Consider the following 15,421-nt stretch of genomic DNA (forward strand, 5'->3'; position numbering starts at 1 on the left):
ATGGGGCCGCAGAGCGGCCCCGGTTTCAGATGAAAAAGGCCTTGCGGTATTCGCCAGGTGTGGCCCCCAGGGTTTGGCGAAACCGGTTGCTGAAATGGCTGGCACTGGCAAACCCACACAACAAGGCAATCTCCCCCAGCGGCATTACTCCCAGCCGCAACAACTGGCACGCCCGGTGCAGCCGCCGGGCCAGCAGATACTGGTGCGGCGGGAGCCCGAAACTGGCGCGGAACATGCGCGCAAAGTGGTATTCGGACAGATTGCAGCGCAGCGCCAGCTCTTCCAGGGTGATGGGCTGGTCCAGGTGTGCCTCGAGGTAGTCGACCAGCTGTCGGCGCAGGTTTGGCGCCAGCCCGCCTTTCAGGCGCAGGCCTTGGCGCAACCCGACCTGGCTGAGCAGCGCATGGTCAACGATCTCGTGCGCCAGGCTGCTGGCCAGCAGGCGCTCGCCGGGCTCGTCCCAGTCCAGCTGGATCAATTGACGAAAGCGGCCAGCCTGCTGCGGGTCGTCCAGAAAGGTCGCTTCCTGCAGTTGCAGCTCGCGCGGTTCCCGGTCGAGCAGGCGTACACAGCCCAGGGCGAACTGCGCCTCGCTGACATACAGGTGTGCCAGGCGGATCGCGCCATTGACGACCCAGTTCGATTCCTGCCCGGCCGGCATCACGCACAGCTTGTCGGGCGCACCTTTGTCGGCCGGGCGCTGGCGGCGGAAGGTGCCGGTGCCGTCGGCGATGTAGCACGACAGGGTGTGATGGCTAGGCGCCTGGTAGTCGCGCGCATCGTCACGGTTGCTCCACAACGCCGCCGCCAGTCCGTCGCCCAGGTGCGCGCTCAGCTCCAGCCTGGCGTTGGGCGAGGCATGCATGGCGTTGAACACTTGCAACTGGGTGAGTGGCGTCATTGGCGGGTCCTCTTGCCTGCCATCCTACTGCGCCCTGGATCGAGTGACAGCTACCGGCGCAAGAAAAGCGCAAGTTCGTGCAAGCAGGCAGAGGCTGATCGAAAGAACACTGGTGATCCCTGTAGGAGCGGGTTTACCCGCGAAGCGCCGGGCACCGATTTCCAAAGGCCCAAGGAACCGCCACCATGAACCTGTCACTCTACCTGCTCACCGTCCTGATCTGGGGCACCACCTGGATCGCCCTGAAACTCCAGTTAGGCGTGGTCGCGATCCCGGTGTCGATCGTCTACCGCTTCGCCCTGGCCGGGCTGATCCTGTTTGCTTTCCTGTTGCTTACGCGCCGGCTGCAACCCATGAACCGCCGTGGCCACCAGATCTGCCTGGCCCAGGGCCTGTGCCTGTTCTGCGTCAACTTCATCTGCTTCCTCAGCGCCAGCCAGTGGATCGCCAGCGGCCTGATCGCGGTGGTGTTCTCCACCGCCACACTGTGGAACGCGCTTAACGCTCGCATTTTCTTCGGCCAGAAAATCGCCAGCAATGTGCTTGGCGGTGGTGCCTTGGGCCTGCTTGGCCTTGGCCTGCTGTTCTGGCCGGAGCTGTCGCATCACGCAGCCAGCCGAGAAACCCTGTACGGCCTTGGTTTAGCCCTGTTCGGCACGCTGTGCTTCTCGGCGGGCAACCTGCTGTCGAGCATGCAGCAGAAGGCCGGCCTCAAGCCGATGACCACCAATGCCTGGGGCATGGTCTATGGGGCGGTGATGCTGGCGGTGTTCTGTGTGGTCAGCGGCGTGCCGTTCAGCATGGAGTGGAATGCGCGCTATATCGGTTCGCTGCTGTACCTGGTGGTGCCGGGGTCGGTGATTGCCTTCACTGCCTACCTGACGTTGGTCGGGCGCATGGGCCCGGAGCGGGCAGCTTACTGCACGGTGCTGTTCCCGTTGGTGGCGTTGAATGTGTCGGCGGTGGCTGAGGGTTACCAATGGACGGCGCCGGCCTTGCTCGGCTTGGTGGCGGTGATGGCGGGGAATGTGCTGGTGTTTCGCAAGCCCCGGGCCAGGGTGGCTGGGGGTGTTGTGGTAGCCAAATAGGTGATGGGTTGCCTGGGCCGGCCCTTTCGCGGGTAAACCCGCTCCTACAGGGCAGTGCACACCCTTTGTAGGCACGGGTTTACCCGCGAAGAGGCCAGCACAGGCATTCCAAATTGTAGGCGCGGGTTTACCCACGAAGGGGCCAGCACAGGCATTCCAAATTGTAGGAGCGGGTTTACCCGCGAAGAGGCCGGCCCAGGCACTCCAAAACGGTCAACCCTTCCACACCTGCGGGTTCACCAGGTCCCGCGGCCGCTCGCCCAGCAGCGCCGCACGCAGGTTGTCGATCGCCCGGTTGGCCATGGCCTCACGGGTTTCGGCAGTGGCCGAGCCAATGTGCGGCAAGGTCAGCGCATTGGGCAGCTTGAACAGCGGCGAGTCGCTCAGCGGTTCTTTCTCGTACACATCCAGGCCTGCGCCGCGAATGGTGCCCGCCTGCAGCGCCTCGATCAGCGCCGCCTCATCCACCACCGGCCCACGGGCAATGTTGATCAGGAACGCACTCGGCTTCATCAGCTTCAGCTCGCGGCTGCTAATCAGCTTGCGGGTGGCATCAGACAGCGGCACCACGATCACCACGAAGTCGGCTTCGGCCAGCAACTGATCCAGGCTGCGGAACTGCGCGCCCAGTTCCTGCTCCAGTGCGGTCTTGCGGCTGTTGCCGCTGTACAGGATCGGCATGTTGAAGCCAAAGCGGCCACGGCGTGCCACTGCTGCACCAATGTTGCCCATGCCGACGATACCCAGGGTCTTGCCATGCACATCGCTGCCGAAGTGGGCCGGGCCCACGGTGGCCTGCCAGTTGCCGGCCTTGGTCCAGGCATCTAGCTCGGCGGTGCGCCGGGCGCAGCCCATGATCAGCGAGAAGCCCAGGTCGGCGGTGCTTTCGGTCAGCACGTCGGGGGTGTTGGTCAGGGCGATGCCGCGCTCGTTGAAGTAGTCGAGGTCGTAGTTGTCATAGCCGACCGACACGCTGGACACCACCTCCAGCCTGGCCGCGCCTTCAAGCTGCGCCCGGCCGAGCTTGCGGCCAACGCCGATCAGACCATGGGCTTCAGGCAGGGCTTCGTTGAACTGGGCGTTGATGTCGCCGAGCTTGGGGTTGGGCAGAATCACGTTGAAGTCTTGCTGCAGGCGCTCGGCCATGGCCGGGGTGATACGGCTGAAGGCCAGGACGGTCTTTTTCATCGGGCAACTTCTCTGCTAGGCGGGGTGGGGCTGTGCCGGCCTCTTCGCGGGCAAGCCCGCGCCTACAGGGGCGCGGTGCCTTGCAGGAACGGGCTTGCCCGCGAAAGGGGCGGAACAGGCGAAATCAATGGTTAGCAACCTACCATTGTCAGCCCCCGCAATGCAGCAGCTTTTTAGTTGGCGATCAGCACCTGATGGGTTTTCAGGTCTGCCTCATGCGCGGCAAGAATCTCTGGCAGCGAGTTGCGCAGGTACTCGACCCAGGTCTTGATCTTGGCATCCAAATACTGCCGCGATGGATAGATGGCATACAGGTTCAGCTCCTGCAGGCGATACTCCGGCAGCACCCGTACCAGGCTACCGTCCCGCAGGCCCTCGATAGCCGAATAGATCGGCAGCACGCCTACGCCCATGCCACTGCGGATCGCAGTCTTCATGGCATCGGCGGTGTTCACCATGAACGGCGAACTGGTGATGTTGACCATCTCTTGGCCTTCCGGGCCATCGAACAGCCATTTCTCCAGCGGTATGACCGGGCTGACCATGCGCAGGCAGGCGTGCTTGAGCAGGTCGGCAGGCTTGTGCGCCACGCCATGCTGGGCGATGTAGGCGGGCGAGGCACAGACAATGCTGTAGGTGATGCCCAGGCGCTGCGAAACGAACCCTGAGTCGGGCAGTTCGGTGGCCAGCACGATGGAGACGTCATAACCCTCGTCGAGCAGATCGGGCACGCGGTTGGCCATGGTCAAATCGAAGGTCACGTCCGGGTGCGTTTCGCGGTAGCGGGCGATGGCATCGACCACGAAGTGCTGGCCGACCCCGGTCATCGAATGCACCTTCAACTGCCCGGCCGGGCGCGCATGGGCGTCGCTGGCTTCGGCCTCGGCTTCTTCGACGTAGGTAAGAATCTGTTCGCAACGCATCAGGTAGCGCTTGCCGGCTTCGGTCAGCGCAATGCGGCGGGTGGTACGGTTGAGCAGCCTTGTTTGCAGATGGGCTTCCAGATTGGAGACCGCCCGCGACACGTTCGCGGTGGTCGTATCCAGTTGCGCCGCAGCGGCAGTGAAGCTGCCGAGTTGGGCTACGCAACTGAAAGCACGCATGTTTTGCAGGGTGTCCATGGGTCACTCTCGAGGTAGAGGACAAAATTGTGTCACGAAGTAACTTAGAAAAGAGAAAAAGTTGCCTTCGACCAAAGGCGGATTATCGCTGTTTTGGTAACAAAGATTCGCAGGAATCTGTGCTTATCGCCAGTGCTGCCGCCCCCTAGAATTGCCCGGCCCCTTCACCTCTTCCTCGGGAAATCGCAGCTGTGCCGCGTCGCATCATCAGAACGCTCAAGGCGTTCAGTGCCTGTGCCCTTGCCCTCACCTTGAGCGGCTGTATCGGAACCTGGGGCATTGCCCCGCAAAGCAAGACGCTGCAAGCCAATACCTTGACCACCGACGCGGCCATTCGCGAAGCCGCGACCGACGCTCACTGGCCCGACCAGCAGTGGTGGCACGCCTATGGTGACCCACAGCTGGACCGCTGGGTTACCCTGGCCGTGGCCGGTAGCCCAAGCCTGGCCATGGCCGCTGCGCGGGTGCGCGAAGCCAAGGCCATGGCCGGTGTGGTCGAGTCGGCGGAAAAGCTCCAGGCCAACGGCCAGGCAACGCTCAAGCGCCACAACTGGCCTGAAGACCAGTTTTATGGCCCCGGCGCATTGTCGGGTGCCAACACCTGGGACAACAACGCCGCCATCGGTTTCAGCTACGCCCTTGACCTGTGGGGGCGCGAGCGCAATGCCAGCGAGCAGGCCGTGGACCAGGCGCACATGAGCGTGGCCGAAGCCCGTCAGGCGCAGCTGGAACTGCAGAACAATGTGGTGCGTGCCTACATCCAGCTGAGCCTGCATTTTGCCCAGCGCGATATCGTCAAGGCTGAACTGGAACAGCAGGAGCAGATCCTGGCCCTGGCCAAGCGTCGCCTGGATGCCGGTATCGGCACCCATTTCGAAGTCAGCCAGGCCGAAGCGCCGCTGCCGGAAACCCACCGTCAGCTCGACAGCCTCGACGAAGAAATTGCCCTGACCCGCAACCAGCTGGCCGCACTGGCCGGCAAGGGCCCGGGGGAAGGCGCGCAGTTGCAGCGCCCGGCCCTGGCCTTGGCCGCGCCGCTGAAACTGCCTTCGAACCTGCCCGCCGAACTGGTTGGCCAGCGGCCTGATGTGGTTGCCAGCCGCTGGCAGGTGGCTGCCCAGGCGCGTGGCATCGACGTCGCTCACGCCGGCTTCTTCCCCAACGTCGACCTGGTCGGCAGCCTGGGCTTCATGGCCACCGGCGGTGGCCCGCTGGAATTCCTGACCGGGCGCAAGTTCAACTACAACGTCGGCCCGGCCATCAGCTTGCCGATCTTTGACGGTGGGCGCCTGCGCTCAGAACTGGGCGTGGCCTCGGCGGGGTATGACGTGGCGGTGGCCCGCTACAACCAGACCGTGGTTGGTGCACTGAAGAACATCTCCGACCAGTTGATCCGCCGCGAGTCGATGAAAGAACAGTCGCACTTCGCCGCCGAATCGGTTGCTGCCGCGCAGAAAACCTACGACATCGCCATGGTCGCGTTCCAGCGCGGCCTTACCGACTACCTGAACGTACTCAACGCGCAGACCTTGCTGTTCCGCCAGCAGCAGGTGCAGCAGCAGGTGCAGGCCGCCCGCCTGATTGCCCATGCCGAGCTGGTCACCGCCCTGGGTGGTGGCCTGCAGGCCGGTCAGGATGCGCCGAAAGAGGAACGCCAGGCAGCGCCGAAGACCCCGGCCACCCTGGCCATTTTCGACAAGAAGCCGGATAACGCCGAATGAGCACTTCCAGTTTGCCCGTGCGCTGGCTGCAAAGCCTGGAATGGCGCCGGGGCTTCTTTGCCTGGGCGCGCACCGACGGCGTGACCTGGGTGTACATTTTCAAGGTGCTGGCCGCCGCGTTCATTACCTTGTGGTTGGCCATGCGCCTGGAGCTGCCGCAACCGCGCACGGCCATGATCACCGTGTTCATCGTCATGCAGCCGCAAAGCGGGCATGTGTTCGCCAAGAGCTTCTACCGGGTGCTGGGCACCCTGGCCGGCTCGGCGATGATGGTGGCGCTGATCGCCATCTTCCCGCAGAACACCGAGCTGTTTCTGCCCAGCCTGGCCCTGTGGGTGGGCCTGTGCTCAGCCGGTGCCATGCGCTACCGCACCTTCCGCGCCTATGGTTTCGTGCTGGCTGGCTACACCGCAGCGATGATCGGCCTGCCGGTGCTGCAACACCCCGACCAGGCGTTCATGGCAGCGGTATGGCGGGCGCTGGAAATCGCCCTGGGTATTCTGGTGTCGACCTTCGTCAGTGCCGCGATCCTGCCGCAGTCGGCCAGCGCCGCAATGCGCAACGCCCTGTACCAGCGCTTTGGCGTGTTTGCCGGGGTGGTGGTCGAGGCCCTGCGTGGCGACAGTCAAAAGGACCGCTTCGAGAGCAGCAACGTGCGCTTCGTGGCAGAGGCCGTGGGCCTCGAGAGCCTGCGCAACGTCACCGCTTTCGAAGACCCGCACATGCGCCGTCGCAGTGGCCGGCTGGTGCGCATGAACAGCGAGTTCATGGCCATCACCACCCGCTTCAATGCCTTGCACCGCTTGCTGGAGCGCCTGCGTGCCCGTGGCCCGCTGCAGATCGTCAGTGCCATCGAACCGGGCCTGAACACCTTGGTGGAGTTGCTGCAGCCCTATGTGGGCCGGGCGTTGACTGACGCCGATGCGCTGCGCCTGACCCTGGAGCTGGCCGCCTACAAGGAAGGCCTGCAGGCCCAGGTGCGGGGGCTGCGGGCTGAGTACCTGGCAACGGACCCCAGCGAATCCGACCTGCTCGATTTCCACACCGCGTTCGAGCTGCTGTACCGCTTCGTCGACGAGATGTTGAGCTACGCCGAAACCCATGCCTCGCTGGCCGCGCACAAGCACGAGCGCGAGCAGTGGGACGAGCCCTACGTGGCGCAGACCAGCTGGTTGGTATCGCTGGCGGCCGGTGTGCGCGCCTCGGCAGTGCTGTTGCTGCTGGGCAGTTACTGGCTGCTCAGCGATTGGCCCAGTGGCGCCATGATGACCCTGATCGCCACGGTCACCGTATGCCTTTCGGCGGCGTCACCCAACCCCAAGCGCATGTCGTTCCAGATGGCTTGCGGCACGGCCATCGGCGCTTTTGTCGGCTTCTTCGAAACCTTCTTCGTGTTCCCCTGGATCGACGGTTTTCCGCTGCTGTGCATGGTGCTGGCGCCTGTGTTCGTGCTGGGCGCGTTTCTTTCGTCGCGCCCTGCCTACGCCGGTTATGGCATCGGCCTGCTGGTGTTCTTCGCGATTGGCTCGGTGCCGAACAACCTCACCGTTTATGACCCGTACACCTTCATCAACGACTACATCGGCATGGTGATCGGCATGTTCGTCTGTGCCGCCGCCGGGGCGATCATCCTGCCGCCCAACAGCCGCTGGTTGTGGAGCCGCCTTGAGCAGGCGTTGCGCGAGCAGGTGCTGTTCGCGATCAGCGGCCGCCTGCGCGGCCTGGGCTCGGCCTTCGAAAGCCGCACCCGCGACCTGCTGCACCAGGCCTATGGCCTGGCGGCCGGCAAGCCGCAGGTGCAGAGCCAGCTGATGGGCTGGATGTTCACCGTGCTGGAGATCGGCCACGCCGTCATCGAGCTGCGCAAGGAGCAAGCCCGCGCCCCGGTGCACCCGGCCTATGCCGAGTCGCAGCCGTGGCGCCAGGCAATCCGTGTCATGGGCCGTGCGCTGACCCGGCTGTTCCTGCAGCCCAGCGCCAGCAACCACGAACGCGCACTGGTGGCAGTGGACCACGCCATCGCCCGCGTGCAGGCCACCGACGAGCCATTCGCCCGGCACTTCGACACCTCGGTGCTGCGCCGCGTGCAAAGCTACCTGCACTTCATCCGTACTTCCCTGCTGGACCCACAGTCGCCACTGGCACCGGCGAAAGGACTGCACCATGCCCCGTGAGATCGCCTTCCATGGCGTGTACATGCCCACCATGACCTTGATGTTCCTGTTTGCCCTGGGCCTGGCCTGGGGCCTGGACCGGTTCATTGCCAGCCATGATGGCTACCGCTTCTTCTGGCACCCGGCGTTGCTGCGCCTGAGCCTGTTCGTCTGCTTGTTCGGCGCCATGGCGCTGTCTGTCTACTGGTGAGAATCCTTCGATGAAAAAGTTCTTCAGCCTGATCGCCACCCTGCTGGTGCTGGTCGCTGCCGTGGCCATCGGTCGCCAGTTGTGGCTGCACTACATGACCACGCCATGGACCCGTGATGGCCGTGTGCGTGCCGACATCATCAACGTTGCAGCCGACGTGCCCGGCTACGTGGTGGATGTACCGGTCAAGGACAACCAGCGGGTGAAGAAGGGCGACCTGCTGATCCAGATCGACCCTGAGCACTACCAGTTGGCCGTCGACCAGGCCAAGGCGCTGGTCGCCTCGCGCAAGGCCACCTGGGAAATGCGCAAGGTCAATGCCAAGCGCCGTGCCGACATGGACAACCTGGTGATCTCCAAGGAAAACCGCGACGACGCCAGCAACATCGCCAATTCCGCCCAGGCTGACTACCAGCAGGCCCTGGCCGAACTGGCTGCTGCCGAACTGAACCTCAAGCGCACCCACATCGTGGCCACGGTGGACGGCTACGTGACCAACCTGAATATCCACAAGGGCGATTATGCGCGTACCGGTGAAGCGGTGATGGCGGTGGTCGACGAGCACTCGTTCTGGGTTTACGGCTTCTTCGAGGAGACCAAGCTGCCGCATGTGAAGGTGGGTGATCAGGCCGAATTGCAGATGATGAGCGGCGAGCGTCTCAAGGGGCATGTGGAGAGCATCGCCCGCGGCATCTATGACCGCGACAACCCACAGAGCCGCGAGCTGATCGCCGACGTGAACCCGACCTTCAACTGGGTGCGGCTGGCACAGCGGGTGCCGGTGCGCATTCACATCGATGAAGTGCCGGAAGGGTTTTTGCTGGCGGCGGGGACGACCTGTACGGTGGTGGTGAAGCCGAGTTCGCCTTGAGAGGCAGGTCGCCAGACTGATCGAGCGCCGCTCGCGTGGTGCTCGATCTTACAGGCGGCACATCGCTCCAATCATGCACTCGCCGCCCCCACCAACACCGGCACTTCGACCTGATCAATCACCTTCGCGCTGATCGACGGGTCGAGCAACCGCCCCAGCCGCGACAGGTGGCGGTGGCCCATGATGATCAGCTCGCAGTTCAATTCCTGCGCCTTGGCCACAATCGCTTCAACCGGCAGCCCGGCCACCATGCAGCCCTGGCTGGCGAAGCCGGCTTGCTGCAGTTCGCGCACGGCCTCGGCTACGGCGTGGTCGGCATGTTGCTGTTCTTCGCAGGCGGCGGGGTATTCTTCCCGTTCCTCGGCGGTGTAGGGCGCGGGTTGCTCGTGCACCGCGAAGGTCGAATCGATGGCCAGCAGCACGTGCAGTTCGTGCTCGCCCGGGCGGCAGTAGCGGCGGGCGAGGGCAAGCAGGGCGGCAGATGCGGGGGAGGCGTCGATGGCGATCAGGACGGGGCTGGGCATGCGGGATCCTTGATGTATTTGGGGGGGGCTGAGGCGGCCTTTTCTTAGATCAACGTAGGAGCGGGTTTACCCGCGAAAGGGCCGAACCTGCCATGCATCATTCTTCACCCAATCCTTTCCCTGAATAAATGGCCCACCACGCACAAGCGCATTGCGTCCGGTGCAATCCATCAACCTGCTACCATCGCATTCCCCAAAGCTGTAACGGAAAACGGCCATGCAACTTCCGGACATGAACCTGCTTGTCGCCCTCGATGCCTTGCTCGACGAGGGCAGCGTGGTTGGTGCGGCGCAACGCATGAACCTGAGCCCGGCCGCCATGAGCCGGACCCTGGGGCGTATCCGCGAAGCGCTGGGTGACCCGATCCTGGTGCGGGCCGGCCGTGGCCTGGTGCCGACGCCGCGTGCGCTGGCCTTGCGCGAGCAGGTGCATGGCCTGGTGGAGCAGGCCGGGCAGGTATTTCGCAGTCGCGACGATGTCGACCTGGTGAACCTGGACCGTGCCTTCAACATCCGCACCAATGACCTGTTCATCGCCCTGTATGGCGCTCAGCTGTTGCGCATGATGCTGGCCCAGGCACCGCATACGGTGCTGCGTTTTGTGCCGGAGGGCAGCGGCGACGATGATGCGGTGTTGCGCAATGGGCAAATCGACTTGATCATCAGTTCAGCCATTGAACTGGGCCCCGAAATCAAGGTTCAGAGCCTGTTCAACACCTACTTCGTGGGCTTGGCGCGTGAAGGGCACCCGGTTTTCGATGACGAGATCACCCCTGAACGCTTCGCCGCCTACCCGCACATCAGCGTGTCACGCCGTGGCCGTGCCAATGGGCCTATCGACGTGGCACTGGCCAATTACAAGGTGGAGCGCCGGGTAGCGCTGATCACGACGAGTTTTCACTCCGCGATGTTTTCGCTGCCGGACTCGGACCTGATCTTGCCGATACCCGCCAATATCCTGAACAGTGTGAACAGGCTGAAACTGCCATTGAGGTCCTTCGAGATCCCCGTGCCACTGGAAAAGGTCAATGTCATGCAGGCATGGCACCCGCGGTTCGATAACGACCCGGCCCATCGCTGGCTGCGGCAGACGTTGAAGGCGTGCGGCAGGATGGACCCTTGAGGCGGGCGGCACGTGCGCATCTGTTGCCCGATTGCGTTTGACGCAATATAAAACTGCCAACAAGTCAGTTTTCGTAAGCATTCGACCTTTTTAGACTTGCTCCGGTCGCAAATTTGTTGCCGGAGATGTCTGCCCATGAGTTCCCTGTCCGCCCCGTCTGCCGCCATTGCCGCCGCCCCCGCGCCGGCTGCGCCCGTGCAGGCGGCGTTCGGCCTGCAGGTAGTGGTCGGGTTGTTCGGTGTATTGCTGGCTGTGCTGTGCGCCGGCCTCAACGAGTCGGTAACCAAGATTTCCCTGGCCGATATCCGCGGCGCCCTGGGCATCGGTGCCGACGAAGGTGCCTGGTTGCTGGCGGTGTACAGCGCCGCTTCGGTCTCGGCCATGGCCTTTGCGCCGTGGCTGGCGACGACCTTCTCGCTGCGCCGCTTCACCATGAGCGCTATTGGTCTGTTCGCCGTGCTTGGCCTGCTGCAACCGTTCGCCCCCAACCTGCACAGCCTGATGTTGCTGCGTGTACTGCAGGGCTTTGCCGCTGGCGCGTTGCCGCCGATGTTGATGAGCGTGGCCCTGCGCTTTTTGCCGCCAGGTATCAAGGTCTATGGCTTGGCCTGCTACGCCCTGACCGCCACCTTCGGCCCCAACCTCGGCACGCCACTGGCGGGGCTGTGGACCGAATACGTCGGTTGGCAATGGGCATTCTGGCAGATCATCCTGCCCTCGCTGCTGGCCATGGTCTGCGTAGGCTGGGGGCTGCCGCAGGACCCGCTGCGCCTGGAGCGTTTCAAACAGTTCGACTGGCGGGGCGTACTGCTGGGCCTGCCCGCCATCAGTTGCACTGTGCTGGGCCTGTCGCTGGGCGACCGCTGGGGTTGGTTCGACTCGCCGCTGATCTGCTGGCTGCTGGGCGGTGGCCTGCTGTTGCTGGTGTTGTTCATGTACAACGAGTGGTCCGAGCCGTTGCCGTTTTTCCAGTTGCGCTTGTTGCAGCGGCGCAACTTGAGTTTCGCCTTGGTGACCCTGGCCGGTGTGCTGATCGTGCTCTCGGGTGTGGGCAGCATCCCGTCGGCCTACCTTGCGCAGATCCAGGGCTACCGCCCAGCGCAGACCAGCCCGTTGATGATGCTGGTGGCCATGCCGCAACTGATCGCCCTGCCGCTGACGGCGGCGCTGTGCAACATCCGCGCAGTGGACTGCCGCTGGGTGCTGGGCATTGGCCTGGCGATGCTGGCGGTGTCCTGTGTTGGCAGCAGCCTGCTAACCAGCGAGTGGATCCGTGGCGACTTCTACCCGTTCTACCTGCTGCAGGTGTTCGGCCAGCCGATGGCAGTGCTGCCGTTGCTGATGCTGTCCACCAATGGCATGACCCCGCAGGAGGGCCCGTTCGCCTCCAGCTGGTTCAACACCGTCAAGGGCCTGGCCGCCGTCATCGCCGGTGGCCTGCTGGATGTTCTTGGCACCCTGCGCCGGCACTTCCATTCCAATCACCTGGTGGACAGCCTGGGCAACGCCCCGCTGGTCGACGGCAACGCCGCCGGCCTGGCCAAGCGCATTCACGACCAGGCGCAGGTATTGACCTCAGCTGACCTCTATCTGGTGCTGGCCTGTATCGCCGTGGCCCTGATCTGCCTGATTCCTTTCGTGCCTACCCGGGTCTATCCGCCGCGTGCGGTGGCTTGAGCCCTGGATGATTTCGAGAACCATTGAAATGACCAACAACCGCAAAACCCTTTTCATCGGCTCGGTGCTGGCCGTGGCCGTCCTGGCCGGCATCGTCGGCCCCTGGATGTTTGGCAGCGATCACCGCCAGAGCACCAATGACGCCTATGTGACCGCCGACTACACCGTGGTCGCGCCCAAAGTCGCCGGTTTCATCAAGCAAGTGCTGGTGGAAGACAATCAGCAGGTCACGGCTGGCCAGTTGCTGGCGACCATCGACGCGCGTGACTACCAGGCCGCGCTGGATGCTGCGCAGGCGCAGTTGCTGGTAGCCCAGGCACAAAGCGCCGATGCCCGCGCCACGCTTGAACGCCAGGACGCGCTGATTGCCCAGGCCGAAGCGGCAGTGAAGGCGGCCCAGGCTGAAGCGGCGTTCGCCGACCATGAAGTCAACCGCTACAGCCGCCTTGCCGAGCAGGGCGCGGGTACCGTGCAGAACGCCCAGCAGGCGCGCAGCGCGGTCGATCAAGCCCGTGCTCGCCTGGCCAACGCTCAAGCTGCGCGGGTGGCGGCGCGCAAGCAGGTGGACATCCTCACGGCTCAAGTGGCCAGCGCCGATGGCCAGCTCAAGCGTGCCGAAGCAGGCCTGGAAAAGGCCCAGCTCGATCTGTCCTACACCCGCATCACAGCGCCGGTGGACGGTATGGTCGGCGAACGCGCCCTGCGCGTGGGGGCCTACGTCAACCCGGGCGCCCGCTTGTTGTCGGTGGTGCCGTTGCAGCAGGCTTATGTGGTCGGCAACTTCCAGGAAACCCAGCTGACCCACGTACAGCCGGGCCAGCCGGTGCGCATCAGCGTCGACACCTTCTCCGGCGAAACCCTGCAAGGCCATGTGCAAAGCATTGCCCCGGCTACCGGCGTAACCTTTGCCGCAGTCAAGCCAGACAACGCCACCGGCAACTTCACCAAGGTGGTGCAGCGCATTCCGGTCAAGATCGTTCTCGATGATGGCCAGCCACTGCTCACCCGCCTGCGTGTGGGCATGTCGGTCGAAGCCACCATCGACACGCGTGGCGACAAGCTGGACGGCAAAGAGGTAAGCGCGCGATGAAACCGGGATTACGCTTGAGCCCTTTGCTGCTGGCTGTGCTGCTGACCGGTTGCACCCTGGGCCCGGATTTCCTGCGCCCAGATAGCCAGGCCCCGCAGCAGTGGGCGCCGCTGCAAGGCGAGGCGGCGGCCAGCCAGCCGCAGGCCGAACCGCTTGAACTGCGCTGGTGGGAAACGTTCCACGATGCCCGCCTGAGCGCTTTGATCCAGCGCGTTGCTGAACGCAACCTCGACCTGCAGATGGCCAGCGCGCGGCTGCTGCAAAGCCGTGCCCTGCGCAGTACCTTGGCTGCCGACGAAGTACCGTCGGTGGACGTGAACGCCGGTTACAGCCGCGCTCGTAACAGCGCCGATGGCTTGAGCGATCCGTCCGGCAAAGCCGGGAAAGAAGCCTTCAACCTTTGGCAGGGCGACCTGGTGGCTGGTTGGGAACTGGACCTGTGGGGCCGTGTGCGGCGTCAGGTCGAGGCTGCCGATGCCACGGTCGAAGTGGCCGAGAATGACCGCCGCGGTGTGCTGTTGGCACTGCTTTCGGAAACCGCCGGCAATTACATCCAGCTGCGTGCCGTGCAGCACACCCTCGATGTGACGCAGGATAACCTCAGGGTCGCCCGGCACAGCCTGAAGCTGTCCCAGGACCGCCAGGCCGAAGGCGTTGCCACGCGCCTGGATGTGGCCCAGGCCAGCGCCCAGGTCGCTTCTATCGAAGCGCGCCTGCCAAGCCTGGAAGCGCGGCGTGATGACCTGATCAATGCCCTCAGCCTGCTCGCTGCCGAGCCGCCGCGCAGCCTCCAGGCCGAATTGCTGCCAGGCGGCGAGCTGCCTGCGCCGCAGCAGAAGTTTGCCATTGGCTTGCCGTCCGAACTGGCCGAGCGCCGCCCGGACATCCGCCAGGCCGAGGCCCGCCTGCATGCCGCCACTGCCAGCATTGGCGTGGCCAAGGCGGATTTCTACCCGAGTATCCGCCTGTCGGGCAGTGTCGGCTTCCAGGCGATGCAGCTGTCGGATTTCGGTGGCTGGGATTCGCGCCGGTTCGCCTTCGGTCCACAGATGTCGCTGCCAATTTTCGAGGGCGGCCGGCTCAAGGGCACCTTGGAGCTGCGCGAGGCGCAACAGCAGGAAGCTGCGCTGAACTATCGCAAGGTGGTGCTGGGGGCCTGGCATGAAATCGACGATGTGCTACGCCTGTACAACGCCAGTCAGTTGCGCCGTGATCACCTTGCCGAGGCCGTGCAGCAAAACCGTATCGCCCTGGAAACCGCCCAGCGCCAGTATGTGGAAGGGGCGGTGGACTTTCTCAATGTGCTGACGGTGCAAGGCGCGCTGCTGGCCAGCGAGGAGCAATGGATCGACAGCTCGGCGGCGGTGTCGCAGGCGCTGGTGGGGCTTTACAAGGCACTGGGCGGTGGCTGGCAGGCGTTTGACGAGCAGCTGCCGAATGCTCACAGCTAGGGAGGAAGCACAGAGTCTGAAGGGGTGGATTGCGGTCCATGGCTTTATTCTTTGCAGGCTGCACCGGCCTCTTCGCGGGTGAACCCGCTCCTACACGGCGGTCTGTGTCCAACCACCGATGTGTGTCCACCACCGATCTGTGTAGGAGCGGGTTTACCCGCGAATACGGTGGCGGCAGCAACGGTGAACGGCGGGTGGAGATTGGCCAGCAGGGCCGGCCTCTTCGCGGGTGAACCCGCTCCTACACGGCGGTCTGTGTCCAACCACCGATGTGTGTCCACCACCAATCTGTGTAGGAGCGG

General features: G+C 64.2%; 13 protein-coding genes. 9 read left to right on the plus strand and 4 right to left on the minus strand.

The features are described 5' to 3' along the window. Window positions 1-25 precede the first annotated feature (25 nt). Window positions 26-901, minus strand: a complete 876-nt coding sequence (locus V6093_RS22070) for a helix-turn-helix domain-containing protein (RefSeq protein ID WP_047604372.1) — start codon at window positions 899-901, stop codon at window positions 26-28. A gap of 185 nt (window positions 902-1,086) precedes the next feature. On the opposite strand from V6093_RS22070, the gene V6093_RS22075 reads away from it, so the two are divergent. Continuing rightward, entirely contained in the window at window positions 1,087-1,989 is a 903-nt protein-coding gene (locus V6093_RS22075; RefSeq protein WP_047604373.1) for a DMT family transporter, read from the plus strand. 213 nt (window positions 1,990-2,202) lie between these two features. Here V6093_RS22075 and V6093_RS22080 read toward each other — a convergent pair whose 3' ends face one another. Next, the gene (locus V6093_RS22080) at window positions 2,203-3,177 is read right to left on the minus strand and encodes a D-glycerate dehydrogenase (protein ID WP_003251708.1); all 975 of its coding nucleotides are present in this window, start codon (window positions 3,175-3,177) and stop codon (window positions 2,203-2,205) included. A gap of 173 nt (window positions 3,178-3,350) precedes the next feature. Next, a complete protein-coding gene (locus tag V6093_RS22085) occupies window positions 3,351-4,298 on the minus strand; it encodes a LysR family transcriptional regulator (RefSeq protein ID WP_003251712.1) in 948 nt (315 codons plus the stop codon). 191 nt (window positions 4,299-4,489) lie between these two features. Here V6093_RS22085 and V6093_RS22090 point away from each other — a divergent pair, with 191 nt between their 5' ends. Genes V6093_RS22090 through V6093_RS22105 form a run of 4 tightly spaced genes read left to right on the plus strand, consistent with a single transcriptional unit; the run spans window position 4,490 to window position 9,254 of the window. Further along, window positions 4,490-6,019 (plus strand): efflux transporter outer membrane subunit, encoded by a 1,530-nt coding sequence (locus V6093_RS22090; RefSeq protein ID WP_014859913.1) that lies wholly within the window; start codon window positions 4,490-4,492, stop codon window positions 6,017-6,019. Beyond that, window positions 6,016-8,193: an FUSC family protein gene (locus tag V6093_RS22095; RefSeq protein ID WP_003251716.1), complete on the plus strand. Its 2,178-nt coding sequence runs from the start codon at window positions 6,016-6,018 to the stop codon at window positions 8,191-8,193. Before V6093_RS22090 ends, V6093_RS22095 begins: the two co-directional genes overlap by 4 nt. Further along, window positions 8,183-8,383, plus strand: coding sequence for a DUF1656 domain-containing protein (locus V6093_RS22100; RefSeq protein WP_003251718.1), 201 nt, complete (start codon window positions 8,183-8,185; stop codon window positions 8,381-8,383). The genes V6093_RS22095 and V6093_RS22100 overlap by 11 nt, the downstream gene beginning before the upstream one ends. Window positions 8,384-8,393: 10 nt before the next feature. Next, on the plus strand, window positions 8,394-9,254 hold the full coding sequence (locus tag V6093_RS22105) for an HlyD family secretion protein (RefSeq protein ID WP_004575355.1): 861 nt from the start codon (window positions 8,394-8,396) through the stop codon (window positions 9,252-9,254). Between the two features lie 71 nt (window positions 9,255-9,325). Here V6093_RS22105 and V6093_RS22110 read toward each other — a convergent pair whose 3' ends face one another. Further along, the gene (locus V6093_RS22110; RefSeq protein ID WP_047604376.1) at window positions 9,326-9,778 is read right to left on the minus strand and encodes a universal stress protein; all 453 of its coding nucleotides are present in this window, start codon (window positions 9,776-9,778) and stop codon (window positions 9,326-9,328) included. Window positions 9,779-9,995: 217 nt separating this feature from the next. On the opposite strand from V6093_RS22110, the gene V6093_RS22115 reads away from it, so the two are divergent. The 4 genes from V6093_RS22115 to V6093_RS22130 all read left to right on the plus strand — a co-directional run bounded on the left by V6093_RS22115 (window position 9,996) and on the right by V6093_RS22130 (window position 15,119). Beyond that, window positions 9,996-10,901 (plus strand): LysR family transcriptional regulator, encoded by a 906-nt coding sequence (locus tag V6093_RS22115; protein ID WP_003251728.1) that lies wholly within the window; start codon window positions 9,996-9,998, stop codon window positions 10,899-10,901. A 135-nt stretch (window positions 10,902-11,036) separates the two neighbouring features. Continuing rightward, window positions 11,037-12,578 carry an MFS transporter gene (locus V6093_RS22120; RefSeq protein ID WP_003251730.1) on the plus strand — a complete coding sequence of 514 codons (1,542 nt, stop codon included), beginning with the start codon at window positions 11,037-11,039 and terminating at the stop codon, window positions 12,576-12,578. Between the two features lie 28 nt (window positions 12,579-12,606). Beyond that, window positions 12,607-13,668 (plus strand): HlyD family secretion protein, encoded by a 1,062-nt coding sequence (locus tag V6093_RS22125; protein ID WP_003251732.1) that lies wholly within the window; start codon window positions 12,607-12,609, stop codon window positions 13,666-13,668. Then, entirely contained in the window at window positions 13,665-15,119 is a 1,455-nt protein-coding gene (locus V6093_RS22130) for an efflux transporter outer membrane subunit (protein ID WP_265978968.1), read from the plus strand. The genes V6093_RS22125 and V6093_RS22130 overlap by 4 nt, the downstream gene beginning before the upstream one ends. The last annotated feature ends 302 nt before the right edge of the window (window positions 15,120-15,421 follow it).

This window comes from Pseudomonas putida group bacterium ESBL64 (assembly GCF_045277175.1).
Lineage (GTDB): Bacteria > Pseudomonadota > Gammaproteobacteria > Pseudomonadales > Pseudomonadaceae > Aquipseudomonas > Aquipseudomonas alloputida.

Coding starts and splice junctions, on each gene's coding strand:
- V6093_RS22085 (WP_003251712.1), bottom strand. CDS start 4,298: ATGGACACCCTGCAAAACATGCGTGCTTTCAGTTGCGTAGCCCAACTC.
- V6093_RS22120 (WP_003251730.1), top strand. CDS start 11,037: ATGAGTTCCCTGTCCGCCCCGTCTGCCGCCATTGCCGCCGCCCCCGCG.
- V6093_RS22070 (WP_047604372.1), bottom strand. CDS start 901: ATGACGCCACTCACCCAGTTGCAAGTGTTCAACGCCATGCATGCCTCG.
- V6093_RS22110 (WP_047604376.1), bottom strand. CDS start 9,778: ATGCCCAGCCCCGTCCTGATCGCCATCGACGCCTCCCCCGCATCTGCC.
- V6093_RS22115 (WP_003251728.1), top strand. CDS start 9,996: ATGCAACTTCCGGACATGAACCTGCTTGTCGCCCTCGATGCCTTGCTC.
- V6093_RS22095 (WP_003251716.1), top strand. CDS start 6,016: ATGAGCACTTCCAGTTTGCCCGTGCGCTGGCTGCAAAGCCTGGAATGG.
- V6093_RS22105 (WP_004575355.1), top strand. CDS start 8,394: ATGAAAAAGTTCTTCAGCCTGATCGCCACCCTGCTGGTGCTGGTCGCT.
- V6093_RS22125 (WP_003251732.1), top strand. CDS start 12,607: ATGACCAACAACCGCAAAACCCTTTTCATCGGCTCGGTGCTGGCCGTG.
- V6093_RS22100 (WP_003251718.1), top strand. CDS start 8,183: ATGCCCCGTGAGATCGCCTTCCATGGCGTGTACATGCCCACCATGACC.
- V6093_RS22130 (WP_265978968.1), top strand. CDS start 13,665: ATGAAACCGGGATTACGCTTGAGCCCTTTGCTGCTGGCTGTGCTGCTG.
- V6093_RS22075 (WP_047604373.1), top strand. CDS start 1,087: ATGAACCTGTCACTCTACCTGCTCACCGTCCTGATCTGGGGCACCACC.
- V6093_RS22080 (WP_003251708.1), bottom strand. CDS start 3,177: ATGAAAAAGACCGTCCTGGCCTTCAGCCGTATCACCCCGGCCATGGCC.